Source organism: Kitasatospora albolonga, from assembly GCF_039535905.1.
Classification (GTDB): Bacteria; Actinomycetota; Actinomycetes; order Streptomycetales; family Streptomycetaceae; genus Kitasatospora; species Kitasatospora albolonga.
On record NZ_BAAAYB010000129.1, the window covers coordinates 1 to 26,751 of the forward strand.

The following is a 26,751-nucleotide window of genomic DNA, read 5'->3' on the forward strand; positions in this document are numbered from 1 at the left end:
GTCGCGGCCTCGCTGAAGGTGTTGCCGGTCCGCTGGAGCAGCGGCAGCGCCTCGCGGCAGCTGGCGATGGCCTCGCGGTGCCGGCCGAGGAGGGTCGAGTACCAGCCCACGGCGTTGAGTTCGCGGGCGACGGGGTTGGGGTCGTCCAGGGTCCGGTAGATCGCCAGCGCGGCCCGGGCGTGGTCGAGGGCCTCCGGGAGCCGTTGCTGCCGGCCCCGGACCCAGCCCAGGCTGCGCAGGGCGTCGGCCCGTTCGTGCGGGGTCAGGTGGTCCAGCCGACGCTCCACGTGGCCGACCGCCTCGTCGGCCTCCTCGCCCCGCCCCGCCTCGGCGAGGGCCCGGCCCAGTGCCGCGGCGGCCTGGCTGATCGCTGCGGGGTCGTCCAGCAGGAGGCCGGCGTCCAGGGCCAGTCGCTGCAGCTCGATCTGGTCGGCCCACTGGCCCAGCGCGGAGAAGTAGGGCACGCAGTCCTGCGCCAGGCCCGTCCGGAAGTGCAGCAGCCGGGGGTCCTCGCCCTGGCGCAACGCGGCCAGGATGGTGCGCTCCTCCTGCCGGAACCAGGCGAGCGCCCCCTCAGGGTCGTCGAAGGGCAGCAGGGCGACGCCGGGAGCGGGCGCGTGGTCCAACTCGTGGATGGTGCGGGTCTCCCAGGCACGGACGGCGGAGCGCGCGTTGTGCCGCAGGTAGTCCAGCAGGCGCAGCTCGGCGGCGTACCGGTCGTCCCCCTCGCGGTCCAGCAGCTCGGCGGCGTGCGCGCGCACCAGGTCGTGCAGTGCGAACTGTCCGGCCGCGTCCCGCCCGAGCAGGCTCTTCGCGACCAGGGAGCGGAGCAACTTCCGGGCCCGGGACGGCGGTTCGGCGGCGGCCGAGGCCGCCGCCTCGGTGGAGAACGACGGGCCGGGGAGCACGGCCAGGTGGCGGAAGAACCGGGCGGTCTCGGCGTCGAGGGCACGGTACGACCAGGAGAAGACGGCCCGGACGTCGGTGTGCGGGTCGTCGGTGGTGAACTCGTCGAGCAGGGTGCGGGTCCGGGCCAGCTCGTCCGCCACGGTCCGCAGGCGGAGGGCGGGTTCGGCGCTGAGGCGGGCCGCCAGGACGGCCACGGCGAGCGGTAGCCGCCCGCACAGCTCCACCAGTCCGGCGGCGTGGGCGGGTTCGGCCGCCGCCCGGTCCGCGCCGATCCGGGCGGCCAGTGCGGCCAGGCCCTCGGCGGCGCTCCAGGGGCCCAGGTCGAGCAGCACGGCCTCGTCGGTGGCGGCCAAGCCGGTGAGGTGGTGGCGGGAGGTGATGACGGTCGGGCAGTCGGCGGACCTGGGGAGCAGCGGGCGGACCTGCCGGGAGTCGCGGGCGTTGTCCAGCAGCAGGAGCATCCGGCGGCCCGCGATCCGCTCCCGGAACGCGGCGGCGCGCTGCTCCGCCCCGTCGGGGATCGAGGCGGCGGGAACGCCGAGGGCGGTGAGCAGGCCGGAGAGCGCCTCGCCGGCCTCCAGGTGGTGGCCGGAGGGGTCGAAGCCGCGCAGGTCGAGGTGGAGCAGGCCGTCCGGGAAGCGGTCGGCGTGGCGGTGGGCCCAGTGCACGGCCAGGCTGGTCTTGCCCACGCCGCCCAGGCCGCTCACCGCCACCACCGGCGGGTGGCCGTCGGGGGCGGTGGCGGTGCTGAGGCGGTCGAGCAGCGCCTCGCGGCCGCGGAACGTCCGGAGATCGGGCGGGAGTTGACGGGGAATCGGGCGGTCCGTCGGCCCGGCGGTTCCCGCTCCCGCGCTCGCGCCCATGCCTGAGCCTGTGCTTGCGCCCGGGCCCGTGGCGGACGTGCCGGGGCGCGCGGCCTCGGTGAGGGCGCGGCGCTCGTGCTCGTCCAGCGGGAGGGCGTCCAGCAGCTCGGCCAGGGTGCTGAGCCGGGGAACGCTGCGGCCGCGCTCCATGTCCCCGATCGCCCGCACGCTGACGCCCGACGCCGACGCCAGCCCCTCCAACGTGAGCCGGGCCCGTTCGCGTGCCCCCCGCAGCAGCGTGCCGAACGCCGTCCGTTCCATCTTCGTACCCCCTCGACCTGCCCCCGAACGGAGATCATCTCACCGAACTGCCCGGGAACCGCCTGCCGACTGCCTGGCCGTCGGTCGAGCAGGGGGGAAGGCTGGAGGCGGCACAGCCGAGGGAAGGAGCAGCAGCGGTGGAACACCTCACCACGCCCATGGTCGGTCGCGAGAACGAACGGGCGGTGCTCTCCGCCTTCCTGACGGACCCTCACGGCCAGGCGCTGGTGCTCAAGGGCGAGACCGGCGTCGGGAAGAGCGCCCTGTTGGAGGACACCGCGCGGCAGGCGGCCGCCTCCGGACACCGGGTGGTCCGCGCCGTGGGAGTGGAGGCGGAGTCGCAGCTGCCCTACTCGGGCCTGCACCAACTGCTCCACCCGCTGCTCCCGCAGGCCGGAGCGCTGGACGTCGCGCACCGGACCGCCATCGACGTGGTCTTCGGCCGCAGCCGGGAGACCCCGCCGTCCGTGATGACCCTGGGCATCGCGGTGCTGGACCTGGTGGCCGTCGCGGCCGAGCGGGAGCGGCTGCTGCTGGTGCTGGACGACGGCCAGTGGCTGGACGCGGCCAGCACGGAGGTCTGCGGCTTCGTCGGCAGGCGGCTGGCCGGTACCACCGCGAAGCTGCTCGCCGCGCTGCGCCCGGAGAGCTCGGCGGGCTTCGACGCGGCCGCCCTCCCGGTGCTGCCGGTGCCGCCCCTGGACGGGGCCGCCGCGGAGCGGCTGCTCGACGGGCGGCATCCGGCGGTGGACCCGCGGGTGCGGCGGCAGGTGCTGGAGCAGGCGCGGGGCAATCCGCTGGCCCTGCTCGAACTCCCCGCCTACCTGGGCGGCCTGACGGAGGGCGAGCCCGGGGCCGGGCCGGTGGCGGTGCCGCTGCCGGACCGGTTCCGCCAGGTGTACGGCGCGCGGATCGCCGGGCTCGGGGCGGCGGTGCGGGCGGAGCTGCTGCGCGGTGCGCTGGACGGCGTCAACGCCGTCGCGGTCTCGGGCGGCGGGGTGTTCGGAGGGACGTCGAGCAGTGAAGCGCCGGTCGGCGAGGCACCGGTCGGCGGGGCGTCGCGCGGAGCGGTGCCGGCCGGCCGGGTCGGCCCGGCCGTGCGGTACCGGATGCGGGACGTCGAGGAGGCGGCCGCCGCCGGGCTGTTGGACCAGGACCCGGTGAGCGGGGAGTTCGCCTTCCGGCACCCGCTGGTGCGCTCGACGGTCGTCCGGCTGGCCACCCCGAACGAGCGGCGGGCCGCGCACGCGGAGCTCGCCCGGGTGCACCGCGACGAGGTCGAACGCCGGGCCACCCACCTGGCGGCCGCGGCGGTCGACCCGGACGAGGAGGTCGCCGTCGCCCTGGAGGAGGCCGCCGCCTCCGCCACCCGGCGCGGTGGCGCCGCCGCCGCGGTGACCTGGCTGACCCGGGCGGCCGAGCTGAGCCCGGTGGCGGCCGACCGGGCCCGCCGTCTCGGTGACGCCGCCTTCGTGGCCGGGCACGCCGGGCTGCTCCACCAGGCCCAGCTGCTGGCGGGCGCGGAGCGGGTGTCCGGGGCCGCCGGGACGACGGCTTCGGCGCTGGCCTTCGCCTACGCGGTCCTGTACGAGGACGGGGACGTGCGCTCGGCGCACCGGCAGCTGCTCGCCGCCGCGGAGCGGGCCGGTGCGGCCGGCCCGTCGGCGGAGCTCACCCGGGTGGTGAACCTGCTGCTCGGGGTCAGCCAGTACGTCGGCGACGCCGGGTACTGGGAGCGGACGCACCGACTCCTGGACGGGCTGGGCGAGTTGGTGCCCGTGAGCTCGCGGATCTACCGGGACGCCTGGAGCGACGTGGTGCGGCGCGGCACCGGGGTCGCCGAGCGGGTCGCCGAGGCGTACGCGGACTACCCGGACCTCGACCCGTGGGACATCACCCGGCTCGGCGTCGCCGCCTACCACGTCGACCACCTCAGCCACTACCGCACCTACCTGCTGCGCAGCGTGGAGCGCGAGCTGCGGACGGGCGCGGTGGCCAACGGCATGACCATGCTCCACCTGATCATGCTCGACCGGATGGCCTCCGGCGAGTGGGAGGCGGCCGAGCGCACCGGGCAGCAGGTCCTGGAACTGACGCTGGCCCACGGGAACGTGCTCTTCGCCCAGCAGAGCCGCGCCTACCTGGCCCAACTCGCCGCGCTGCGAGGGGAGACGGAGCGGGCCAGGGAACTCCAGGCGGAGGTCGACCGCTGGGCGCGGCCGCGCCGGGTCGGCTTCCTGGTCCAGATCACCGAGGCGGCCGCCACCACGGCGGCGCTGAGCGAGGGGGACTACGAGGCCGCCTACCGGTGCGCGATCGGGATCACCGCGCCCGGCGCGTTCGAGCCCTGCTCCCACCAGGCCCCGCGCACTCTGCTGGACCTGGTCGAGGCCGCCCTGCACACCGGGCGGGACGAGGAGGCCCGCCGCCACGCGGTGGCCGCCCGGGAGGCCGGCCTCCCGCAGGTCTCGCCCCGGCTCGCGGTCACCACCTACGGCACGCTGGCCATGACCGCCGCGGACCTCGACGAGGCCACCGCGATGTACCGGCGGGCGGAGGCCCACCCGGCCGCCGGTGACTTCCCCTTCGAGCTGGCCCGCATCCGGCTGGCCCACGGCATCCACCTGCGCCAGCACGCCGGCCCCCGGGCGGCGCGCCCCGTCCTCACCGCAGCCGCCGAGACCCTCGGACGCCTCGGCGCCCGCGCCTGGGCCGAACGCGCCCGTGCCGAACTCCGCACCTGCGGCGCCCCGGCCGCCGCCTCCGCGGGCGTGCCCGGAACCCCTGACCCCTCCGCGCTCACCTGGCAGGAACGCCGGATCGCCGACCTGGCCGCCACCGGCCTGACCAACAAGGAGATCGGCGAACGCACCCACCTCTCCCCGCGCACCGTCAGCTCCCACCTCTACCGCGTCTTCCCCAAGCTCGGCATCACCTCCCGCGCCGCCCTGCGCGACGCCCTCGCCGCCCTGCCCGCCGACCTTCCGTGAACGGCCCCCGGGAGTAGTGGGGACCCGGTCGACGGACTTCGCGGGCGACGGGAGGAGGACCATCGGGCCGTCCCGCTCCGCTCCGTCCGCACCGACACGATCGAGTACCGTGCGCGCCACGACGGCCACGCCGACCTGCTCCGCGAGGCGATCGACGGAGAGGTCGGCGAGTAGGCGGCCCGGGCCGGGGCTACGCGATGGGGGCCGCCGCCTCGGTGAGGGTGCCGTCGGCGAGGTGGAGGCGGCGGGTGGTGCCGATGGCGGTGAGGAAGCGTTCGTCGTGGCTGACGACCAGGAGGGCGCCCTGGTAGGAGGCGAGGGCGCTCTCCAGTTGGGCGAGGCTGACCAGGTCGAGGTTGTTGGTGGGCTCGTCCAGCAGGAGCAGGTGGGGCGCGGGGGAGGCGCAGAGCACGCAGGCGAGGGTGGCGCGCAGGCGCTCGCCGCCGGAGAGGGCGCGGGTGGGGAGGTGGGCCTTGGCGCCGCGGAAGAGGAAGCGGGCCAGCAGGTTCATCCGGTCGGCGGAGGGGAGTTCGGGGGCGGCCAGCGCGAAGTTCTCGGCCACGGTGAGCTCGGGGTCGAGCAGGTCGAGGCGCTGGGAGAGGTAGGCGCTTCGGCCCTCGGCCCGGCGCAGCCGGCCGCCGGAGGGGGTGAGGTCACCGAGCAGCAGGCGGAGCAGGGTGGTCTTGCCGGCGCCGTTGGGGCCGGTCAGGGCGATCCGCTCCGGGCCCCGGACGGTCAGGTCGATGCCGCCGGGCGCGAAGGACGGGGCGCCGTCGCGCAGGAGTTGGAGGCCCTCGCCGACGAAGAGGTCGCGCCCGGCGGGGACCTTGGTGTCGGGGAGTTCCAGGACCAGCCGCTGGTCGTCGCGCAGGGCGCGCTCGGCCTCGTCCAGCCGTGCCCTCGCCTCCCCGACCCGGCCCGCGTGGACCTGGCCGGCCCGGCCCGCCGACTCCTGGGCGCCGCGCTTCATGGTCCCGGCGAAGATCTTGGGCAGCCCGGCGCTCTTCAGGTTGCGCGCCGCGTTGCTGGCCCGCCGGTCGGCGCGCTCCCTGGCCTGCTGCAACTCCCGCTTCTCGCGCTTGAGTTCCTGCTCCGCGTTGCGGACGTTCCGCTCCGCGACCTCCTGCGCGGAGTGGACGGCCTGCTCGTAGGCGGTGAAGTCGCCCCCGTACAGGCGTAGTTCGTCGCCGCCGAGTTCGGCGATCCGCTCCATCCGGTCCAGCAGTGCCCGGTCGTGGCTGACCAGGAGCAGGCAGCCGGAGAAGCCGTCCAGGGCGTCGTAGAGCCGGTGACGGGCGGCGAGGTCGAGGTTGTTGGTGGGCTCGTCCAGCAGCAGCACGTCCGGCCGGGCCAGGAGTTGGGCGGCGAGGCCGAGTTGGACGGTCTGGCCGCCGCTGAGGGTCTCCAGGCGCCGGTCGAGGCCGATGCCGTCGAGGCCGAGCCGTTCGAGCTGGGCGGTGCAGCGCTCCTCCACGTCCCAGTCGTCGCCGATGGTGGTGAAGTGCTGCTCCGAGACGTCGCCGGACTCGACGGCGTCGATGGCGCGGATCACGTCGGCGACGCCGAGCACCTCGGCCACCGTCAGGCCGGCCGAGAGCGGCAGGTCCTGCGGGAGGTAGCCGGCGGTGCCGTTGACCGTCACCGTCCCCGCCGTGGGCGTGAGTCGGCTGGCCAGCAGGCGCAGCAGGGTGGACTTGCCGGAGCCGTTGGGCGCGACCAGGCCGGTGCGGCCGATGCCGAGGGCGAAGGAGAGGTCCTGGAGGACGGGGGTGTCGTCGGGCCAGGAGAAGGACAGGTGGGAGCAGACGATGGAGGCATCGGACATGGAAGGACCCCGGAGTGGGCAGGGCGGAGCGGACTCCGCCGGGAGGACGGGAGACTGGGGGAAGGAGGTACGACGAACCGGGCCGCTCCGCCGGGTGTCCACCACCCGTCGACGGCCTCAGGACCGGGTCTCACCCGGAGATGTCGTCGTCACCCGCCATGTCTGCCTCTGCTCGTGTTGCCGATGGGTCGTTCGTTCGCCAGCGTAACAGGACGGTCCGCAGGTCCGTCGACCGGTTTTCTTCGGTGTGTCGAAGCAGCCGTCGCCCGCCGTCATTTGACGGATCCTCAGCGGCGACGGTGCGCGGGAGCGTCGTCCCCATCAGCCCCGGAGCCTGCGCCGGGGCGCCTGACGACGGGAACCTCACGTGAACCGACGACTCCTCGCCGCCCTCGCGGCGGCCGTGCCACTGGCCGCCGTGGTGTACGCCCCCGGGGCCGCCGCGGCACCGCCCGCCTGTGCGGCACCGGCGGTGAAGGCCCCGCCCGGGACGGTGGTCGAGCGGGCGGACGCCGTCGCCCGTGCCGCCGGGGACTTCGAGGTGCCGGCCGTCTTCCCGCTGCCGTCCCAGCGGATCCCTGACGTCCCGGCGTTCTGCGACGTCACGGTGGTGCTCGCCCACCCCGGCCAGGGCGACCACGCCACCGTCCGGGTCTGGCTGCCGCAGCAGAACTGGAACGGCCGGCTCCAGACGGTCGGCGGCAGCGCGTACGCCGCCGGGGACTACGGCAGCGGTCTGGCCGCCGCGCTGAAGAGCGGGTACGCCGCCGCCACCACCGATGCGGGCGTCTCCAGTTACATCGACGCCGGATGGGCCCTGACGGCCGGGGGTTCGGTCAACCGGCCGCTCCTGGAGAACTTCGCCTCGCGCTCCGAGCACGAGGCGGCCGTGGTGGCCAAGGCGGTGATCGCCGGGCACTACGGCCGCGGCGCCTCCTACGCCTACTTCAACGGCTGCTCCACCGGCGGGCGGCAGGGCTACGCGGAGGCCCAGAAGTACCCCGAGGACTACGACGGCATCCTCGCCAACGCTCCGGCCGTCCACTGGGACGAGTTCGAGGTGGCCACGCTCTGGCCGCAGGTGGTGATGAACGAGGCGAAGACCTACCCGAGCGCCTGCGAGTTCAAGGCCTTCACCGCGGCCGCCGTTCGGGAGTGTGACCAACTCGACGGCGTACGGGACGGGTTGGTGACCGATCCGGGCCGCTGCGGCTACGACCCGCGTCGGCTGGTCGGCACCGTGGTGGAGTGCGAGGGCAAGGCGGTGACGGTCACCGCCGCCGACGCGGAGGTGGTGCGCCGGATCTGGGACGGGCCGCGCTCGGCCTCGGGCGAGCGGCTGTGGCCCGGGGTGCCGGTCGGCGCCGAGCTGGGCGGCGGCCTGGCCGGCACCCGGGTGGACGAGGCCACGGGCGCACGGGTCGGCGCGCCGTTCCCGGTGCCGGCGGCCTGGGTGAACTCGTGGGTGCGCAAGCAGCCCACGGCGGACCTCTCGACGGTCACCTCCGGCGAGCTCGCCCGCCTGTTCCGCCGCTCGCAGGCCGAGTACGACCGGGTGATCGGGACGGACGACCCGGACCTCTCGGGCTTCCGCAGGGCCGGGGGCAAGCTGCTCACCTGGCACGGCCTGGCCGACGAGTTCATCCCGGCGGACGGCACGGTCCGCTACCGGGAGGCGGTGGAGCGGCGGATGGGCGGTGCGAAGCGGACCGACGAGTTCTACCGCGTCTTCCTGGCGCCCGGCACGGCGCACTGCGCCCTGAACACCGCGGTCGGGGGCACCGACGCCCTCGGCGCGCTGACGGCCTGGGTCGAGCAGGGCAAGGCCCCGAAGACCCTGCCGGCGGCCCTGGCCACCGCCGACGGACGGACCGTCAACCGGGAGCTGTGCCCCTACCCGCAGCTGCCGCGCTACCGCGGCCACGGCGATCCGGCGCAGGCGTCCAGCTTCCGCTGCGCCGCCTGACGCACCGTCCGGCCCGCACCCCGCTCCCGGGGTGCGGGCCGTTCGCGTTCGTCCGTGTCCGTCCGCCGTCCGTCCGTCGTCGGTGGGCGATCATTCAGTCATTCGACTGATCCCGAAGGCGGGTGACATGCCGGAGGCTGGGACGGCTCCCCGTTCTCATCCTCTTCTCCCCTCCGGAGGGTCCGTTGTGATCCGCACTCCCGTCCTGTTCGTCCCCGGTGCCTGGCTGCGCGCGAGCTCCTGGGAGTGCTGGGTCGAGCACTTCGCGAACCACGGCTACCCGGCGCACGCCCCGGGTTGGCCGGGGACGCCGCCCGATCCGGGGTTGGACGAGCTGACGGGGCACTACGCCGGGATCGCCCGCGCCTTCGAGGTGCCGCCGGTGCTGATCGGCCACTCGGTCGGCGGGCTGGTCGTGCAGCACCTGCTCGGGGACGGTGTCGGGCGCGCGGCGGTGGCGCTCGCGCCGGCGCCGATCAACGGGGTGGAGCTGCTGGAGCGGGAGTGCGCGCCCGAGTGCACGGGGAGTTCCGTCGAGCTCTCCGTCGAGCGCTTCCACGAGCTGGTCGCGAACACCGTCGGCCGGGAGGAGGCCGAGCTCCTCCACGAGCGCTACGCAGTGCCCGCGCCGCGGCGCCTGGTCGAGGACGTGCTGCGGCACCGCGGCACTGCCGTGGACACCGCCAACCCGGCCCGCGGCCCGTTGCTGCTGGTCTCGGGGCAGGAGGACCGCCTGGTCCCCGACCACGTCACGCGCGCCGTCTACAAGCAGTACGGCGACTCCACCGCCCCGACCGATCTGAAGCAGTGGGCCGACCGTGGCCACTCCCTCACCGTGGACGGCGGCTGGCGCCCCGTCGCCGACCACGTGCTGGGCTGGCTGACGGAGCGTGGGATCACGCCCGGCTGAGGTCGGGCAGGGACGGTGCCTCGGGTGGCGCTGTCCCGGGCGACGGTGTTTCGGGAGACGGTGTCCTACGCGGCGAAGGGGCCCTCGGCGACGAAGCGGTGGAGGAGGCGGGCGAAGGTCCTGGCCTCCTCCTCCGGCCAGTCGGCGAGGGCCGACTCGATGGCGGCGGCCAGGCGGCGGCGGGTGGTCGCGATGACCTCCCGGCCGGCGGGGGTGAGGGCGAGGAGGGTGGCCCGGCCGTCCGCGGGATCGGGTTCTCGGCGCAGCAGTCCGGCCTGTTCGAGGCGGTCGGCGCGGCGGGTGACGGTGGTGCGGTCGAGCTCCACCTCGCGGCCGAGGTCGGCGGCGCTGCACGGTCCGGTGCGGGCCAGGCCGCTGAGGACGGGGTAGGTGAGGTCGTCGACCGCCGCCCCGAGGCCGTCGGTCAGGTGGGCGTAGAGGCGGGCGCGGGTCCCGCGACGGAGGAGCTGGCCGAGGGCGTGGGCGATGTCCTCGCCGGTGGAGTTGGTCACCCTCGAAGAATAGCGTGCGCTGCGCACGCTTTTCGGCTAGGGTCAGATGCGTGCTCGAAGCACGCATCCACTCTCGTGTGCCAGCCCCTGCCGTGGAGGAACTCCCATGTCCCGCACCGACATCCGCACTGCCCTGACCGACCTGCTGCTGACCCCGGGCCTCGCCCTGGAGGAGGCCGCGGACCGGCACTTCGCCCCCGACTACCGCCAGCGCACCGACGGCCGCTGGGACGACCGCACCGAGTTCCTCGCCCACATCGCCCACCTGCGCACGGTGGTGGCGGGCGGCTCGGTCGAGGTCCACGACGAGCTCTCCTGCGGCGACCGCTACGCCGACCGCCACACCATGGAGGTGGTCAAGACCGACGGCTCCACCGTCCGGATGGAGGTCTACCTGTTCGCCGAGTTCGCCCCCGACGGCCGCTTCCGCCGGATCGAGGAGACCACCCTGCTGCTCGAAGGGGCCGAGGGCGACCGGAACCTGGGCAGTGCCAGGTGACGGAGCGGACGCGGACGAGGGGGACCGTCGGGTGACGGTCCCCCTCGTCGTGCGGGGCGCGGGTCAGAGGTGGTCGGCGTCGACCACGGCCTGGGCGAAGGCGGTCGGGGCCTCCTGGGGGAGGTTGTGACCGATGGCCGGCAGGGCGCGGTGCTCGTACGGGCCGGTGAACATGGAGCGGTAGGACGCGCCGTCGCCCGGGGCGGTGAAGGGGTCGCGCCCGGCGTCGAGCGTGACGGCGGGCACGGTGATGACGGGACGCCGGGCGAGCCGGGCCTCGTACTGGTCGTAGCGGTGCTCGCCCTCGGCGATGCCCAGGCGCCAGCGGTAGTTGTGGACCACCACGGCGGCGTAGTCCGGGTTCTCGAAGGCGGCGGCGGTACGGGCGAAGGTGGCCTCGTCGAACTGCCAGGTGGGGGAGACCTGTTGCCAGACGAAGCGGGTCAGCTCACGGCGGCGGTCCGCGTCCTGCATCGCCCGCGCGCCGCGCTCGGTGGCGAAGTAGTACTGGTACCACCAGGTGTGCTCGGCCGCCGCCGCGATCGGGTTCCGCTGCGCCGCCCGGTCGGTGATCAGGTAGCCGCTCACCGAGACCAGGGCCTTGACCCGCTCGGGCCACAGTGCCGCCAGGATGTCGGCGGTCCGCGAGCCCCAGTCGAAGCCGGCCAGCACTGCGCGGTGGATCCCGAGCGCGTCCATCAGGGCCAGCACGTCCAGGGCCACGGCGGACTGCTGGCCGTTGCGGAAGGTGCGCGGGGAGAGGAAACGGGTGGTGCCGTGGCCCCGGAGGTAGGGGACGATCACCCGGTAGCCGAGGTCCGCGAGGAGCGGGGCGACGTCCACGAAGCTGTGGATGTCGTAGGGCCAGCCGTGCAGACAGATCACCACCGGCCCGTCAGCGGGGCCGAGTTCGGCGTATCCGACGTCGAGCTGCCCGGCCCGGACCTGCCGGAGAGCCTGAAAGGCGGTGTGGGCGCCCGGGGTGACGACCGGGACGACGGGGGTGTTCTGCGTGGCGGAGGAGCGGGACGAGGCGAGGGCGGCCGGAAGACCGGTGACGGTCAGGGAGGCGGCGGCCGCGCCGGTGCCGAGGGCCTGGGTGAAGGTACGCCTGGTGATCATGAGGAGCCTTTCGGGGCGGGGCTCCGGGCCGGCCCGTCGAGGACCGGCCCGGAGCGGGAGGGGCGGGGGGTCAGACCGCGACGGCCTTGACGGTGACCGGGATGTTGCCCCGGGTGGCCTTCGAGTACGGGCAGAGCTGGTGCGCGGCGGCGCCGAGCTCCTCGGCCATCTCCTGCTCCACGCCGCCGAGTTCGAGGTTGAGCACGGCACTCAGGCCGAAGGTGTCGTCCGCCCCGTGGGTCAGCGTCGCCTCCACCGTGACGCGGGTGCTGGTGAGCCGGACCTGGCGGCCGGCGGCGGCCCGTCGCACCGCGCCGAGGAAGCACGCGCCCCAGCCGGCGGCGAATAGCTGCTCGGGGTTGGTGGCGCCGCCGGCGCCGCCGAGCTCGGCGGGTATGGCGAGCGCGGTGGTGAGAAGACCGTCGTCGGAGGCGACCTGACCGCCGTTGCGGCCCTCACCCGTCACGGTCACCGTTCCGGTGTAGCTGACTGTCATGTTCCTTCTCCTGTCGGTGAGTTGTTCGGTGCTCAGTTCGGTGCTCAGGCGGGGAAGTCCGCCGAGCGGCTGATCTCGGCCCAGTGCTCGGTCTCGGCCTCGCGGGCCCGGCCCGCCGCCAGGGCGGCCGTCACGGCCTGGGCGCCGAGCAGCAGGCGGCGCGGCGGGTCCGGGCGTCCGACCACGTCGAGGATCACCCGGGCCGCCCGGTCCGGATCACCGGGCTGGGTGCCGTCGTTGGCGGCCCGGTAGGCGTTCATCGCGCCGACCGTCTCCCGGTAGTCCTCGCCCACGGCGTGCAGCTCCATCGAGGAGCCCTGCCAGTCGGTGCGGAACGCGCCGGGCTCGACGATGACCACGGCGAGCCCGAACGGTGCGACCTCGGCGGCCAGCACCTCCGAGAAGCCCTCGACGGCGAACTTGGCGCTCTGGTAGGCCCCCATGCCGGGCGTGCCGCCCACCCGGCCGCCGACGGAGGAGAACTGCACGAAGGTGCCCGCGCGTTGGGCGCGCAGCACGGGCAGCGCGGCCCGGGTCACGTTCACCACGCCGAAGAAGTTCGCCTCGACCTGGGCCCGGAAGTCCTGGTCCGTCATCTCCTCGATGGGGGCGCTGTTGGCGTAGCCGGCGTTGTTCACCACCACGTCCAGCACCCCGAAGGCCTCGACGCCGGTCCGGACCGCCTCGCGGGCGGCGGCCGGGTCCGTGACGTCCAGGGCCACGGCCCTGAGCCGCCCGCCGTGACGGTCCGCCAGGTCGGCCAGCCGCTCCGGGCGCCGGGCGGTGGCGACCACCTGTCCGCCGGCCGTGAGCACCGCCTCGGTGAGGCTCCGTCCGAAGCCCCTGGAGGCTCCCGTGATGAGCCAGGTTCCGGTCATCGTCCGTTCCCTTCGGTGGATCCGTCCAGCACCCGCACGGGCACCGAACGGACGAACGCGCGCACCGCGTCGGCGAACACGGTGGGCTCCTCCAAGTGGCCGAAGTGGCCGCTCTCCGCCAGGACCGCCAGCCGGGACCCCGGGATCAGGGCGTGCAGCTCGCGCGCCCACCGCGGCCCGCAGACCACGTCGTAGCGGCCGACCACGACCAAGGCCGGCACGGTGAGGAAGGCGAGCGCCTCACGGTCGTCGATCCGGTCGGGGACGCCGTGCTCGTCGAGCGGCGAGATGTAGGTGCACCGAACCCGCTCGCGCAGCGGCCCGAACTCGCTTTCCCGGGACCAGAAATGGGCGAAGTAGACGGGCATGAGCGCGCGCAGCGCCGAGGTGATCTCCTCGTCGTCGGTGACGGTGCCGGCCGCGTGCAGACCGGCCAGCGCCGCCGGGAGCTCGGGGTGCGCCGCGTTCCGCGCGACGAACTCGCCCACCCGGGTGGCGGCCTCGGCCTGGTGCTCCGGGCCGGTCACCGGTGCGCTCTCGTAGAGCACCAGCCCGTGCAGCCGCCCGGGGTGGTGCAGGGCGAAGTGCTGGGCCACGAAGCCGCCGTGGGAGTGGCCGAGCAGGAACACCCGCTCCAGCGACAGGCGGTCGAGCAGGGCGGCCAGGCTGCGGGTGATCCGCGCCCGGGTGTAGCCGTCGGGGTGGGTGGGCAGGCGCTGCGAGCCGCCGGTGCCCAGCGGCTCCACGTAGACCACGGTCAGGAACTCCTCCAGGGCGGGTGCCCGGAGGTACTCCCAGTCGACACCCGGCCCGCCGGGCACGGCCAGGCAGACCGGTCCGGAGCCGTACACGTGGTAGCGCTGCTCCAGGCCGTCCACCCGGAGCAGGTGCGGGCCGGGGGAGAGGTCGTCGTTCTCGTTCATCCTCCTGCTCCGGCCGGTCAGTTGGCGGAGCGGGTGGTACGGGCGGCCTCGGCGACCACCGCGCCACGGTGCCCGGGTGGGAGACGGCGACGGAGTGCGAGGCGGCCACCTCGGTGACCCGGGCGTGGGCCCGGCCCGCCATGAACAGCTGGGCGGCGCGCGGGATGTTCAGGTCCTCGGTGGTGACCACGTCCCAGCTCGGCTTCTCCTTCCAGGCGGCCACGGTGGCCGGCTCCTTCAGGGCCGCCTCGGCGATCGGCCGCTGGGTCGCGGCCATCAACGCGGCCTGGCCGGCCGGGACGTCGGGCCGCGAACTGGTGGTGGAAGGCATCGGGGCGGATGGAGAGGTCGGTGGTGGTGGAGCCGTCGGGGAGCGTGTAGGTGACCGGGTCCAGGGTCGGCCCGAGCGTGGAGCCCGGGTACTTCCCCGAGAGCCCGAGCGCCGTCTCCCCGGCCTCCGGCAGGAACGCGGCCACGTACACCAGCGCCTTGACGTCGGGGTCCCCCGCGCCGGCCGCGCTGATCACCGAGCCGCCGTAGGAGTGGCCCACCAGGACCTTGGGGCCGGGGATGTGCCGGATGACCCCGCGGAGCGCGGCCGCGTCCGAGGCCGGCCCGCGCAGCGGCACGGCGGGCGCCACCACCGGGTAACCGTCCGCCTGGAGGCGCTTGATGACGCCGGACCAGCTGGACGCGTCGGCGAACGCCCCGTGCACCAGCACGATGGTGGGCTTGGCGCCGGCCGTGGCCGTGGCCAGGGCGGTTTCGGGTGCGGGGGCACTGGCGCTGGCGGTGGCGGTGCCGCCGACCACGGCCGTGGCCAGGGCCGCACTCGCGGCGGCCACCAGCACGGCCTTGGCCCTCTTCTCTGCTGCCATGGGACTGTTCCTCTCTGGGGCACCCGGGGTGACCGGGGCTTCTGATGACCACACCCTCGCCCGACCACCACCGGCCGCAGATCCGTCAGTTGACGGTCGGACCCTCGACACCGTCATGACCTCGGTCACCGGCGAGGGCCGACGTCAACTGACCGATGCGGCGCCGACGGCGGTCCGGACAGGGTGGAGCCGCAGCCGGGCAGACCGTCCGGTGCACCCCTTCACCGGAGGACCCCGTGACCGTCGTCAGCTTCCACCTCCTCTCCTCGCTCGGCCCGGCCGAAGTCCTGGACGTGCTCACCGATTTCGGGCCGGCGCGGGCGCAGGCCTGGCCCTCCATCGACGCGGCGCACTTCGCGGTGCACGGCCTGGGCGAGGGCTGGGCCGAGGTCACCGAGGGCACCGCCGCCGCCTGGGAGCGGGCCCGCTACGACTGGCAGCCCGGCGGGGACGAGGTCACCGTCACCACCCTCGACTCCAAGCTCTTCGGCCCGGGCGGGGGTTGGCACTTCCGGATGACGCCGGAGGGCGGCGGCACCCGGGTCGACGTCCGGCTGACCCGGACACCGGACACCCTGAAGGGGAAGCTGCTGGCCGCGCTCCTGCCCGTGGTCGCGCCGTCGGCGCTGCGGAAGTCCTTCGCCGGTCCGTTGAAGGTCCGCTGAGAGTCCGTCGAGGGTCCGCTGGAGGGTTTGCCGGCGGCTCCGGTGACGGTTCGCGGGCGGGGCGTTCTCCGAGGGGCGTCGGCGGCGCGAGGCGCGGGCGGGTTCGCGCCCCGTGCGTCGAGTGCCTCGGGCGGCCCGACGCCGACGCTGTTCCGCCGCCCGGCCCGGCGGTACGGTCGGCCCGACTTCCCGAAGTCGGCGGGCGATCGGAGGCGATGGTGAATCCAGCGCGAAGTGGCGGCCGGTCCGGATCCGGGCACGCGGTGGTGCTCGGAGCGGGCATCGCGGGGCTGTGCTCGGCCCGAGCCCTCTCCGGGCACTTCGACCGCGTCACCCTCGTCGAGCGGGACGCCTTCGAGAGCGCCCCCCGCCGTCCGGCGCGGCGTCCCGCAGGGAGCACACGTGCACTCGCTGACGGCCGCCGGCGCGGAGGTGCTGGACGGCTTCTTCCCCGGACTCGTCGCCGAACTGGTCCGCGCGGGCGGCACGTTCGCCGGTGCGCTGGACGAGCTCGACATCGTCTTCTTCGGCTCGCGCCTGCGGCAGGTGCCCATCGGCCGGGTGCTCCAGACGAGTCGGCCGTTCCTGGAGGGCCAGCTGCGCGAGCGGGTCGCCGCGCTGCCCAACGTCAGCCTGCGGCAAGGGTTCGAGGCCACCGCGCCGATCGCGGCGGGCCCTGCCCGGGCGGGCGGTGCCGGATCGAGCGGCGTACGGGTGAGCGGCGTGCGGCTGTCCCGGGCCGGGGTGGCCGGCTCCTCCGAGGACCTCGCGGCCGACCTCGTGCTGGACGCGATGGGCCGGGCCGGGCGGGGCGCGGCCTGGCTCCGCTCGCTCGGCTACCCGGCCCCCGCCGAGAGGCGGCTGCGCGTCGACGTCGGCTACGCCAGCCGCCGCTTCCAGGTGCCCCCGGGCGTGCTGGGCGCGGCGAAGGGCGTGCTGGTCGGGGCGACACCGGCGCGCCCGCGCGGCCTGGTCCTCACCCAGCAGGAGAACGACGCCTGGGTGCTCTCCCTCTACGGGTTCGGCCTGGAGAACCACCCGCCGCAGACACCGGAGGAGTTCCTGGCCTTCGCCGGGGCGATGCTCCCCGCCGCCACCAGGAAGGCGCTCGCGGTGGCCGAGCCGCTCACCGGGATCTCCGCCTTCAAGTACCCGGACTGCGTGCGCCGGGAGTACCACCGGCTGCGCCGGGTTCCCGAGGGCCTGGTCTCCGTCGGGGACGCGGTGTGCAGCCTGAACCCGATCTACGGCGCGGGCATGACGGTGGCCGCACTGGAGGCGCGGGCCCTGGCACGGTGTCTGGCCGACGGGCCGGAGGGCCTGCCGCGGCGCTTCTACCGGGAGGCCGCGCGGGCGGTGCGGCTGCCCTGGCTCTTCTCGACGATGGCCGACCGGGCCATGCCGCAGGTCCCGGGGACCCACCCCGCGCTGGCGCGGCTGCTGGGGAGGGCCTTCGGGGCGACGATGCGGGCCGCGGCCGCCGACGACCGGGTCGCCATCAGCGTCTGGAACGCGGTCAGCCTGAGCGGTTCCCCGGCGGGCCTGGCGCACCCGAGGGTGACCGCGGCGGTGATCCGGCACTGGTCATGACAGGCCGCCACCGCGGCCGGTCGTGAGGGTGGACCGTTCGCCGACGCGGCGTCAGCGGGCCGACGGCATCCGGTGGTCCGCCGCCGGATGCATGCTCCGCCGATTACGGGGCAGGCGCCTCCCGGCAGTCGGCAGTCGGCAGTCGGCAGTCGGCAGTCGGTTGCGGGCTGCGGGCTGTGGGCCGGGGACGAGGGGAGAGCGGCGGATGGCGGACTTGATCACGGCGCGGACGGCGATGCGCCACCACGTCGGGCCGCGCGCGGACGTGCCGGTGGAGCTGTACTACAGCACGGGCGACCCGTGGGCGATCCGCTGCTACTTCCCCAAGGAGCCGGTCCCGGTCTTCTGGGCCTTCGGCCGCGACCTGCTGGCGGAGGGCCTGGTGGGCCCGAGCGGCGACGGCGACGTGCACATCCGGCCGGTGGACGGCCGCACCACTCTGCTCGCCCTCTGCGGCCCGACCGGCGACGGCATCGCCGCGCTCCGGGCCCCGACCCGGGACCTGGCCGCCTTCCTGACCCGCACCCACCGGCTGGTGCCGCCGGGGGCGGAGGGCGAACTGGTCGACTGGGACGGGTGCATCCGTCGGCTGCTCCGCTGAGCGGGGCCGTGGGCGGTTCCGGTCCTCCCCGGGCGGATCCTGACGGCCGGTCGGACCACCGTGCGGGCGGGGTCGTTGACAGCGCCCCGGTGGGCTCCTAGCGTGGCGCAGTCGATTACCCGCGAGTAGGTAGGCAGGGACAGTTGATGGCAGAGCCGCGCCCGTACGACCTCGTCCTGTTCGGCGCCACCGGGTTCACCGGCGGTCTCACCGCCGAGTACCTGGCCGCCGCCGCCCCCGAGGGCTGCCGTTGGGCGCTCGCCGGGCGCGACCGGGGCCGGCTCGCCGCCGTCCGCTCCCGGCTGGCCGAGATCGACCCGCGCTGCGCGGACCTCCCCCTGCTGGTGGCCGACGCGGCGGACCGCGAGGCGCTGCGCAAGGTCGCGGCCTCCGCCCGGGTGGTGATCTCCACGGTCGGCCCGTACCTGCGCCACGGCGAGCCCTTGGTGGCCGCCTGCGCGGAGAGCGGCACCGACTACGTGGACCTCACCGGCGAACCCGAGTTCGTCGACCGGATGTACCTGCGCCACCACGAACGGGCGGTGGCCAGCGGCGCCCGCATCGTGCACGCCTGCGGATTCGACTCCGTCCCGCACGACCTCGGCGTCCTCTTCACGGTGGAGGAACTGCTGCGCCGCGGCGGCCCGTTGAAGCAGCTGACGGTGGAGGGCTTCGTCCGGGTCGGCGGTACCGTCTCCGGCGGCACCTTCGCCTCGGCGCTGCTCGCCTTCTCCCGGCCCCGCGCGATGGCCGGGGCGGCGAAGGAGCGCCGCGCGGCGGAGCCGTGGCCGAAGGGGCGCCGGATCCACACCCCGATGGGCGGAGTGCGGCGCTCGGTGCCGGCCCGGGCATGGGTGGTCCCGATGCCCGCGATCGACCCCCAGGTGGTCGCCCGGTCGGCGGCGGGCCTGGAGGAGTACGGCGAGGAGTTCGGCTACACCCACTACGCCGCCGTCAAGCACCTGCCGGTCGCCCTCGGCGGCATCGCGACGGTGGCGGGCCTCGCCCTCGCCGCCCAACTACCGCCCCTGCGCCGCCTGCTGGGGAACCTGCGCAAGCCCGGCGAGGGCCCGAGCGCCGAGCAGCGGGCCCGGAACTGGTTCACCGTCCGTTTCGCCGCCCGGGCGGACGACGGCCGCGCCGTCCTGACCGAGGTCTCCGGCGGCGACCCCGGCTACCAGGAGACGGCCAAGATGCTCGCCGAATCCGCCCTCTGCCTCGCCTACGACGAACTCCCGGCGCTGTCGGGTCAGTTGACCACGGCTGTCGCCATGGGCCGCCCCCTGATCGACCGCCTGCTCAAGACCGGCATCACCTTCCGCGTCCTGGACGCCCTGCCGACCACGGCCCCGGGGCGCTGACGGCCCGCCGCCCGCTGCCGCGCGTTGCCGACGGCCGACCGCCGCTCCGCAGGAGTCCGCGGGCCCTTGGGAGGGTGTGGACCAGGCCGACCGGGTGGACGCGCGGAGCCCCGCCGCCCTCGGGCGTGCGGCGGCGCCCGGACGGTCGGTCAGTCGTTGTCGTAGGAGTGGTCCCAGGGGATCGTGCGCGCCGGCGCGTCATCCGCCCGTGCCGCCCCGAGGGCACCCGGGTGCCAGCTGGCCGTGTCCCCGGGGTTCAGCTCCAGGACCAGGCCCTCACCCTCCAAGTGCGGTGCGCCGTCCGGTCGTTCGAGACCGAGGAACTCCTGGCCCCCGGGCCCGATCCGGTACCACCCTGCCTGCTCTGCGGTCCATGCGTCGTCCATCTGCGGAGCGTAGGTTGCGCCCGGCGGACGGCCGGAGCGCAACGCCGGGGCCGTCGATGGGACCACTCGAAGGAGGGTACGCAGGGCGGGTGCACGACGGACCTGTGTGAATCCTGGTGCGTGCGTACCGGAACGACCTCGTGCCGCTTCTGCCAACGGCTGCCGCCGAGCCCTCGTCCGCGTTTGAGGCCGGTGGTATGCGGTCAATTCGTATGGGTACCGATGTTCCGGCGCGGGGGGCGTGATGGGATGTCACCTGGACTGAGGCTGCTGGCCCGATGGGTCACGGCGGTGGCCGTCGTCGCCGCCTACCTCTCGCTGCACTTCGCGATCACGGTGTGCCAGGACGTACAGGCCCGCGATCGTTTCCGCGACGGCCCCGGGCACGCCGCCGCTTTCACCCTCGTCACGGACCGGTACGCGGGCGCGGACGCGTCGGCGCGGGCCGAGGTCACCGCCTTGAGGGACTGGTTCGAGGCGCACGCCCCTGCGGGCCGGAGTCGGGAGACGGTGCGCGCCACCGCCGAGCTGCTGGCGGCGGGCGAGCTGTCCGCCGCTCGCGAGCGGGTGGTTCCGCTCGGCGCGGACGTCGCCCGGGACGGGGTGGCGCTCGAGCGCCACCTCGACTCCTTCGAGCAGGCCACGCTGTGGCCGGCCGTGGTCGCGGGAGCCCTGGTCGCACCGATGGTGCGGCTCCGGCGTCGGCGCATCACGGCCGGCGAGGAACTGGTGCGCGTGGTGAACCGGTTCGCCGCGCGTCAGCCGCGGTGGCGCAGGCCGGTGTTCCTGTCCGTGACCTGGACCGGATACGCCCTGTTCCTCGCCGGGGCCGGGTCGGTCGCCAACGCGCAACAGCGCGGAGAGGAGCACTCGTTGGGGGTTCAGCTCCTTCTGCTGCCGATCGGGCTGGTCGCCGTCGGAGCAGGTCTGCTGATCCTCAGGTACTCCCGTCCCCGTTCGGCGCGGGGCGCGGCCCGCGCCCTGCGGGCGGACGGCCGTAAGCCGGTGCTGTACCTGCGCAGCTTCGCCGACGACCGGAGCGCGATGGCCGTCGACGACGCGATGGGATTCACCATCCACTCGCGGGAGGAGCAACTCGCCGCCTCCTTGAAGGCTTTCGGACCGGTGATCGCGGTGGGCCGGCCCGGGGAGCCGTTGCCGCACCTGGGGGCCGCACGGTTCTACCTGCCGTTGGACGACTGGAAGCCGACGGTCCTCAGGCTGATGGACCTGTCCCGGCTCATCGTGCTGCGGGTGGGAGCGGGGGAGGGGCTGCGCTGGGAGATCGAGCGGGCGTTCGCCACTCAACCACCGCACCGGATCGTCCTGTTGACGCCGGGGCGGACCGCGGACGCGGAGCGGAGCCTGGACGGCCTGATGCCGGTGCCGATGCGGCTCGCCGAGGTGGCGGCGGACACCACCTGGGTGTCGGCGGCGGTCGCGTTCGACCCGGAGTGGGTGCCACAGGTGCGGGCGGTGGAGCCCGCACCCGGCACCCTCCCGCGTCCCGGCTTCCTCCGCCGAGCCCTCAAGGCCGCCGCACCGCTGGTCTGGGAACCCTCACCCGCGCGGCTCACGGGCCGCGCGATGAAGGCCGCGCTGGCCTCCGTCGGGGTCCGGGGCCGGCTGGTCGTGTGGCGGAGCGACAGCACGATGTTCGTCGTGTGGTGGAGGGGCGTGCTGGTGCTCGCCGCGCTGGCCCTGCCCTTTCGGGTGCTCGACCTGCTCGGTGTCCGTTAGCGCTCGGCCGAACTTCACACCGGGGCCGCACCGTCAGGGGCGGAGCCGGTGATCCGGACTCATTCGGAGGGGAACCATGGGGGATTCAGGGCAGAAGGTCCGGACGGACCTCGGCAGTGCCGGCCCCGCGCGGCACAGGCCGCTGGCGGGCCGGGCCGTCGCCGCCTCGCTGCTGATCGGGTTGGTCGTGGTCCGCGAGCTGGTGGTCGCGGTGACGGCGTGGCGGTACTACGCGCTCGTCCGCGACGCCCTCGCCGGGACGGCCACCGAGGCGGACGCGCTGGCGTTGGACTCCAGCTTCCTCACGACGGTCTCATCGGAGTTGGCGTACCTGCTGGTCCCCGGGTTCGCGGCCGGCCTGGCGTTCATCGTCTGGCTGTGGCGGGCTCGGGCGAACGCGGAGGCGATCAGCGGCCGGGAAGCACACCGCCGCTCCCGGCTCTGGATCGTGTGGTCGTGGAGCACGGTGCTGGTCAACCTCTGGTATCCCTACCAGCTCGTCTCGGACGTGTGGCGCGCCAGTTCGCCCGGGCGGTCGGCCTCCGACGGTCCGGTGAAGGCCTGGTGGGCGTGCTTCGTGCTCCTCGGCTTCCTCACCCCGATCCAGCGAGGCATGGCCGAGGAGTGGACGAGCGAGGCCGAAGTGCTCTCCTCCGCACAGGTGAGCACGGTGCTGGCGCTGCTGAGTCTGGCGGCCGGTGTGCTGGCCATCGTCCTGATCAGGCGGATCACCGCGTGGCAGGACAGCGCCCAGGAGCTCACCGGGAGCGTCCGGTGACCACCGTCCCCCTTCCCTCGCCCAGGCCCGGCCCCGGGCCGGCCGATTCGTCCGACCTGCTCGCGCTCTACGGCCTCGCGGTGGAGATGGCCGACCGGGTCTCGGCCCGCCGGGGCAGCGCCAACGCCTTCTTCCTCTCGGTCCAGACCGCCCTGGTCACCGTCCTCGGCCTCGGCATCCCCCGGCTGGAGGACTCGGCCTGGTGGGTCGTGGCCGCCGTCACCGTCGCCGGCATGACCCTCTCGGCGGCCTGGTGGCTCCAACTGCGCACCTACCGGGACCTCAACGCCGCGAAGTTCCGGGTCATCAACGCGCTGGAGCAGCGCCTCCCCGCGCAGATCTTCACCGAGGAGTGGGACCACCTCAAGGCGGCACCGTCGACGAACGGACGACGCGGCCGGTACGCCGAACTCGGGCTCTCCGAACGCCTCGTGCCCCTGGTGTTCGCCGGGGTCTATCCGCTCCTGCTCGTGGGAACGCTGCTCAGGTGACCTACATCGACCGCCTCGCCGACCTCATCCGGTCCTGCCTGCCGCCGTCCGCGGTGCCGCCGCCCGACTCCGACGGCCTCTTCCGCATCTACGCGGTCCTGCTGCGCGCCAAGGGGGAGCAGGTCACCGACGAGGACGTGCACGACGCCTGGTCCGCCTGGATGCGATCGGTCGACGGCGGCCACCGCGCCCTGGTGCCGTTCCACGACCTCCCCGCCGAGACGCGTGCCCACGACACCCCGTACGCGGAGGCGATCCGGGAGGCGGCGCGCAGGACGCGACGGGCCGGGGCGGGCGAGGGGGCCTGACCTGGCGTTCCGTCAGCAGAGTGTGAGGCAGGTCACCTGATTCCGAGAACCTGAGGGCGGTCTGCGCCGTCTGGCAGGTGTGAGATCACGCAGGAGGGCGCCAGGGGCGCTGGAGACACTCGACGAGGAACAGCTCGTCCGGCTGGTCGCGCGCGGTGAGCGGGCGGCCTTCGACGAGCTGTACCGGCGGACGGCGCCGTGGCTGGCGGTGCGGCTGCGGCGGCGCTGCGCGGACGAGCAGATCGTCGCCGAGGTGATGCAGGAGACCTACCTCGCGGTGTGGCGCGCGGCCGGGGCCTTCGCCGGGAGCGTGGTCGGCGGCTCTGCGGTGGGATGGCTGTGGACCATCGCCGCGCGGCGGCTGGTCGACGCCTTCCGCCGCCGTGCGCACCACGCGGAACCTCCGGCGGCGGCCGTCGAACGGGCGGTGGCGCCCGGCGCCGAGGAGGAGGCGCTGGCCGGGACGGTCGGCGGCGACGTCGGTGACGCCCTGCGGCGCCTGGCACCCGAGCTGCGCGAGGTGCTGCAGGCCACGGTGCTCGACGGGCTGACGGTCCGGGAGACCGCGGTGCTGCTCAGACTGCCCGAAGGCACGGTCAAGACCCGTGCGCGCCGGGCCCGGATCGCGATGCGGAAGGCACTGACGTGAGGGCGGATCGCAGGGGCGCGGACCTGGAGCACGCGTCGAGGCAGCTGATCGACGACTACGCGGGCGGCGCCGTGGAACTGCCCGCCGACACGGTCTGGGCACTGGAGGCGCACCTGGAGGGCTGCGCACCCTGCCGGGGGCTGTTGGCGGCGTCCGTGGCCACCGGGGCGCCGGACCTCAGCGTGCTGCTGGAGACCGTACGGGTCGGCCTGGAGCCGCAGTTGGTGACCGCGCCGACGCCGCAGAGGTGGCGCCCGCCGTGGTTCTCCGCCTGGCTGACGCCGGTGATGGGCCCTTGGCTGGCGATGACCTTCGCCGTCACCGCGCCGGCGCTGTTGCTGGACCGGGCCGGGCTACCGGGTCCGTTCGGCGGGGTGTCGCCCCTGCTGCTGCTCGCGCCCGTGCTGCCGCTCGGCGCGGTCGCCGCCTCCTGGTCGAGCGCCCTCGACCCTGCGCACGAGCTCACCGCCACCACCGCCCGGGCCGGCCTGCCCCTGCTGCTGCGCCGCACCACCGCGGTGCTGGCCCTCGTGCTGCCGCTGCTCCTGCTGGAGGGGTGGCTGACCGGCGCCATGACGGCCGCTCAGTGGCTGCTTCCCTCACTGGCCTTCACCTCCACCGCCCTGGCCCTGGGCAGCTTCGTCGGCGTCACCCGCGCCGCCGCCGCGCTCACGGGCGGCTGGGCGGTCGCCGTCCTGACCCCCGCCGTGGTCGCCGGTCGCGCCCCCCTGGTGCCCGCCCCTGACCAACTCCCGCTCTGGGCCGCACTGCTGGCCATCGGCGCCGTCGCCGTGGCACTGCGCAGGAACGCGTACTCGACACGGTGAAGACCCGCTCGAACCCGACACGCTCGAACCCGACCCACGGTGACGACCACTCCTACCCGACCCCGAAAGGCCCCCAGCACATGACACCCGCCACCAGCGCGGCCGACATCGCGCCCAGGACCTACGCCTGGGAGATCCGGGCCACCGGCCTCAAGGTGCGGGCCGGGCGCACCAAGATGGCCGTCGACGGCCTCGACCTCTCCCTCGGCACCGGCGCCCACGGCCTGCTCGGCCCCAACGGCGCCGGCAAGACCACCCTGATCCGCGCCCTCGCCACCGCGCTGCGCCCCGCCGGGGGCGAGCTGGAACTGCTCGGCACCTCGGTGGGCGGGCGCACGGACCACCGGTCGCTGCGCCGCCGGATCGGCTACCTCCCGCAGGAGTTCGGCTACTACAAGCGCTTCACGGTGCGTGAGTTCGTCGAGTACATGGCCTGGTTGAAGGAGGTGCCGGCAGCCGAGATCCCCGGCGCCGTCCAGCGGGCGGTGGAACGGGTGGGCCTGGCGGACCGCGCCGACCACCGGATGAAGACCCTCTCCGGCGGCATGGTGCGCCGGGCCGGCATCGCCCAGGCGATCGTCAACGACCCGGACGTGCTGCTGCTGGACGAGCCGACGGCCGGGCTGGACCCGGCGCAGCGGCTGCGATTCCGCGAGCTGCTCCAGGAGTTGGGGCGGGAGTCCTGCGTGGTGGTCTCCACCCACTTGGTGGAGGACGTCGCGGCGGCCTGCACGGACGTGGTGCTGTTCGCGGCCGGCCGGCTGGTGTTCCAAGGGACGCCGGAGCAGCTGGCGGCGGCCGGTGGGCCGGAGCATCCGGGCGACAGCCCGCTGGAGCGCGGATACTCGGCGCTGCTGAGCAACTCCGGTCAGATCGGGGGCACTTGGTGACCGGGATGACACGGGTGCTGCGCACCGAACTGCGGCGCTCGGCCGCCCCCTGGGCCGGTCTGCTGGTCCTGGCCGGAAGCCTGGCCGTCCTCTTCCTGATCGACGGGGTGTGGTGGCGGGGCACGGCCGGATGGACGGCGCAGTGGACCTCGATGGCGATGTGGACCAGGTACCTGCTGGGCTTCTGGTGGCCGCTGGTGGTGGGCCTCGGCGCGCTCCACGGCCTGCGCGACGCGCGCTCCCGGATGACCGAACTGCTGGCCACCACGCCGCGAACTCCCTGGCAGCGAGCGGCCGTTCCGGTCGCGGCGGCGGCCCTCGCCCTCGTCGTCGGCTTCGGGCTGCTGGTCCTGGTCGGCGCCGTCCGGGTGGCGGCCGGTGCGAGCGAGTACCCGACCCTCGGGTGGGTGCCGCTCTCGCTGGTGGCGGCGCTGGCACTGGCGGCCGGAGCGGTGTTCGGGATGGGCGTCGCACGGGCGCTCCCGTCGGTGCTCACCCCGCCCGCCCTGACGGTGCTCGCCCTGCTGGCCGTCAGCCTGCTGCGACAGAACGGCGACCGAGCGCTCCCGGCGGGCCTCGCGCCGAACCGCCTCTCGCTGCTCTCCCCGACGGTGGTGGAGCCCAGGGAGATGCTGCTCACCCTCTCCGGCCCGGTCCACCTCGGTCAGACCCTCTGGCTGCTCGGCCTGCTCACCACCGGCTTCGCCCTGCTGGCCGCGACCACCGGCCGGGCCCGACTGCTCGCCCTGGTACCGGTGTTGGCCGGTGCCGCGCTGGCGCTCGCCGTGCTCCCGGCCGAAGCACGTGACACCTACGTCGTCGACCGGGCGGCCGCCACCCCCGTCTGCGACGGGCCGGTCTGTGTCACCAGGGCCAACGGCGCACGCCTTCCGGAGCTGGCCAGGCGCGGACAGGAGGCGCTGGAGGTGCTGCGCGGCACGCTGGGGGAGAAGGCCCCCGGAGCGATCACGGAGGACACGCGGCTGCGCGGGCTCGGCGAGGACCGCCTCCTCACGGACGGTGCGGTGCTGGTCGACTTCGACGAACGCGTCTTCACCGACGCCACCGGCCCGGCCCTGACCCGGGCCCTGGTCGGCCAGGGCCTGGCGCCGAACTGCCACGGCCACAACGACCGCGAGGGCGGCGGGGAGGAGGGCGTGGCCGTGCAGAGCGTCCTCGCCTCCTGGGCGCTCGGGGACGCACGCCTCGTCCCGCTGGAGCAGCCCGGCACCGACGAGTACGCGCGCCGGCTCTGGGCCCAGGCCGAGACGGCGCGGGCGAAGCTGGCGGCACTGGGTCCGCAGGAGCAGCGGACCCTGGTCGCGGAGGTCCGGGCGAGCGCCCTCTCCTGCGACCGCGGCGCGCAGCTGCCGCTGCTGACCGGGGAGGTCCAACGGTGAACCGCCGTACGCCGTCCTCCTGTTCGCGCCGCG

At 74.8% G+C, this 26,751-nt stretch carries 24 protein-coding genes and 2 pseudogenes; 17 read left to right on the top strand and 9 right to left on the bottom strand.

What is annotated here, in order from left to right:
• Positions 1-2,033 (bottom strand): ATP-binding protein (locus tag ABD946_RS31610; RefSeq protein WP_345289026.1); only part of this gene is annotated, 2,033 nt, incomplete at its 3' end.
• 137 nt (positions 2,034-2,170) lie between these two features.
• Here ABD946_RS31610 and ABD946_RS31615 point away from each other — a divergent pair.
• On the top strand, positions 2,171-5,023 hold the full coding sequence (locus ABD946_RS31615; protein ID WP_380149929.1) for a helix-turn-helix transcriptional regulator: 2,853 nt from the start codon (positions 2,171-2,173) through the stop codon (positions 5,021-5,023).
• 60 nt (positions 5,024-5,083) lie between these two features.
• Positions 5,084-5,197 (top strand): annotated as a pseudogene (locus ABD946_RS31620) (mycothiol transferase); the annotation flags it as partial.
• A 16-nt stretch (positions 5,198-5,213) separates the two neighbouring features.
• On the opposite strand, the gene ABD946_RS31625 reads toward ABD946_RS31620, so the two are convergent.
• Entirely contained in the window at positions 5,214-6,848 is a 1,635-nt protein-coding gene (locus ABD946_RS31625) for an ABC-F family ATP-binding cassette domain-containing protein (protein ID WP_345289027.1), read from the bottom strand.
• A gap of 367 nt (positions 6,849-7,215) precedes the next feature.
• Between ABD946_RS31625 and ABD946_RS31630 the strand changes: the two genes are divergently transcribed.
• Complete coding sequence (locus tag ABD946_RS31630) at positions 7,216-8,814, top strand: DUF6351 family protein (RefSeq protein WP_345289028.1); 1,599 nt, start codon at positions 7,216-7,218, stop codon at positions 8,812-8,814.
• A gap of 187 nt (positions 8,815-9,001) precedes the next feature.
• A complete protein-coding gene (locus ABD946_RS31635; RefSeq protein WP_345289029.1) occupies positions 9,002-9,724 on the top strand; it encodes an alpha/beta hydrolase in 723 nt (240 codons plus the stop codon).
• A gap of 65 nt (positions 9,725-9,789) precedes the next feature.
• Here ABD946_RS31635 and ABD946_RS31640 read toward each other — a convergent pair whose 3' ends face one another.
• Positions 9,790-10,236: a MarR family winged helix-turn-helix transcriptional regulator gene (locus ABD946_RS31640; RefSeq protein ID WP_345289030.1), complete on the bottom strand. Its 447-nt coding sequence runs from the start codon at positions 10,234-10,236 to the stop codon at positions 9,790-9,792.
• A gap of 106 nt (positions 10,237-10,342) precedes the next feature.
• Between ABD946_RS31640 and ABD946_RS31645 the strand changes: the two genes are divergently transcribed.
• Positions 10,343-10,735, top strand: a complete 393-nt coding sequence (locus ABD946_RS31645; protein ID WP_345289031.1) for a nuclear transport factor 2 family protein — start codon at positions 10,343-10,345, stop codon at positions 10,733-10,735.
• A gap of 63 nt (positions 10,736-10,798) precedes the next feature.
• Here the strand turns inward: ABD946_RS31645 and ABD946_RS31650 are convergent, their stop codons facing one another.
• From ABD946_RS31650 to ABD946_RS31670, 5 genes and pseudogenes are all read right to left on the bottom strand, one after another.
• Complete coding sequence (locus tag ABD946_RS31650; protein ID WP_345289032.1) at positions 10,799-11,857, bottom strand: alpha/beta fold hydrolase; 1,059 nt, start codon at positions 11,855-11,857, stop codon at positions 10,799-10,801.
• 70 nt (positions 11,858-11,927) lie between these two features.
• Positions 11,928-12,353 carry an Ohr family peroxiredoxin gene (locus ABD946_RS31655; protein ID WP_345289033.1) on the bottom strand — a complete coding sequence of 142 codons (426 nt, stop codon included), beginning with the start codon at positions 12,351-12,353 and terminating at the stop codon, positions 11,928-11,930.
• Between the two features lie 44 nt (positions 12,354-12,397).
• The gene (locus ABD946_RS31660; protein ID WP_345289034.1) at positions 12,398-13,231 is read right to left on the bottom strand and encodes an oxidoreductase; all 834 of its coding nucleotides are present in this window, start codon (positions 13,229-13,231) and stop codon (positions 12,398-12,400) included.
• A complete protein-coding gene (locus ABD946_RS31665) occupies positions 13,228-14,154 on the bottom strand; it encodes an alpha/beta fold hydrolase (protein WP_345289035.1) in 927 nt (308 codons plus the stop codon). The genes ABD946_RS31660 and ABD946_RS31665 overlap by 4 nt, the downstream gene beginning before the upstream one ends.
• A gap of 17 nt (positions 14,155-14,171) precedes the next feature.
• Positions 14,172-15,032 (bottom strand): annotated as a pseudogene (locus tag ABD946_RS31670) (alpha/beta fold hydrolase).
• 236 nt (positions 15,033-15,268) lie between these two features.
• Between ABD946_RS31670 and ABD946_RS31675 the strand changes: the two are divergent.
• The 4 genes from ABD946_RS31675 to ABD946_RS31690 all read left to right on the top strand — a co-directional run bounded on the left by ABD946_RS31675 (position 15,269) and on the right by ABD946_RS31690 (position 19,249).
• Complete coding sequence (locus tag ABD946_RS31675; protein WP_345289036.1) at positions 15,269-15,697, top strand: SRPBCC family protein; 429 nt, start codon at positions 15,269-15,271, stop codon at positions 15,695-15,697.
• Between the two features lie 402 nt (positions 15,698-16,099).
• Positions 16,100-17,287 (top strand): hypothetical protein, encoded by a 1,188-nt coding sequence (locus ABD946_RS31680; RefSeq protein ID WP_345289038.1) that lies wholly within the window; start codon positions 16,100-16,102, stop codon positions 17,285-17,287.
• A gap of 205 nt (positions 17,288-17,492) precedes the next feature.
• On the top strand, positions 17,493-17,888 hold the full coding sequence (locus ABD946_RS31685; RefSeq protein WP_345289039.1) for an SsgA family sporulation/cell division regulator: 396 nt from the start codon (positions 17,493-17,495) through the stop codon (positions 17,886-17,888).
• Between the two features lie 146 nt (positions 17,889-18,034).
• Positions 18,035-19,249, top strand: coding sequence for a saccharopine dehydrogenase family protein (locus tag ABD946_RS31690; RefSeq protein WP_345289040.1), 1,215 nt, complete (start codon positions 18,035-18,037; stop codon positions 19,247-19,249).
• A gap of 149 nt (positions 19,250-19,398) precedes the next feature.
• Here the strand turns inward: ABD946_RS31690 and ABD946_RS31695 are convergent, their stop codons facing one another.
• Entirely contained in the window at positions 19,399-19,635 is a 237-nt protein-coding gene (locus ABD946_RS31695) for a hypothetical protein (RefSeq protein ID WP_345289041.1), read from the bottom strand.
• Positions 19,636-19,884: 249 nt separating this feature from the next.
• On the opposite strand from ABD946_RS31695, the gene ABD946_RS31700 reads away from it, so the two are divergent.
• The 8 genes from ABD946_RS31700 (at position 19,885) to ABD946_RS31735 (ending at position 26,718) form a co-directional block, all read left to right on the top strand.
• Entirely contained in the window at positions 19,885-21,375 is a 1,491-nt protein-coding gene (locus tag ABD946_RS31700; RefSeq protein ID WP_345289043.1) for a transferase, read from the top strand.
• A gap of 76 nt (positions 21,376-21,451) precedes the next feature.
• The gene (locus ABD946_RS31705; protein ID WP_345289044.1) at positions 21,452-22,153 is read left to right on the top strand and encodes a DUF4328 domain-containing protein; all 702 of its coding nucleotides are present in this window, start codon (positions 21,452-21,454) and stop codon (positions 22,151-22,153) included.
• Positions 22,150-22,644 carry a RipA family octameric membrane protein gene (locus ABD946_RS31710; protein ID WP_345289045.1) on the top strand — a complete coding sequence of 165 codons (495 nt, stop codon included), beginning with the start codon at positions 22,150-22,152 and terminating at the stop codon, positions 22,642-22,644. Before ABD946_RS31705 ends, ABD946_RS31710 begins: the two co-directional genes overlap by 4 nt.
• Positions 22,641-22,952, top strand: a complete 312-nt coding sequence (locus ABD946_RS31715; protein ID WP_345289046.1) for a DUF7701 domain-containing protein — start codon at positions 22,641-22,643, stop codon at positions 22,950-22,952. The genes ABD946_RS31710 and ABD946_RS31715 overlap by 4 nt, the downstream gene beginning before the upstream one ends.
• Positions 22,953-23,031: 79 nt before the next feature.
• Positions 23,032-23,601, top strand: a complete 570-nt coding sequence (locus ABD946_RS31720) for an RNA polymerase sigma factor (protein WP_345289047.1) — start codon at positions 23,032-23,034, stop codon at positions 23,599-23,601.
• The gene (locus tag ABD946_RS31725; RefSeq protein ID WP_345289048.1) at positions 23,598-24,428 is read left to right on the top strand and encodes a zf-HC2 domain-containing protein; all 831 of its coding nucleotides are present in this window, start codon (positions 23,598-23,600) and stop codon (positions 24,426-24,428) included. Before ABD946_RS31720 ends, ABD946_RS31725 begins: the two co-directional genes overlap by 4 nt.
• A gap of 80 nt (positions 24,429-24,508) precedes the next feature.
• Positions 24,509-25,318 (top strand): ABC transporter ATP-binding protein, encoded by an 810-nt coding sequence (locus ABD946_RS31730; RefSeq protein WP_345289049.1) that lies wholly within the window; start codon positions 24,509-24,511, stop codon positions 25,316-25,318.
• A 5-nt stretch (positions 25,319-25,323) separates the two neighbouring features.
• Positions 25,324-26,718 (top strand): hypothetical protein, encoded by a 1,395-nt coding sequence (locus tag ABD946_RS31735; RefSeq protein WP_345289058.1) that lies wholly within the window; start codon positions 25,324-25,326, stop codon positions 26,716-26,718.
• The last annotated feature ends 33 nt before the right edge of the window (positions 26,719-26,751 follow it).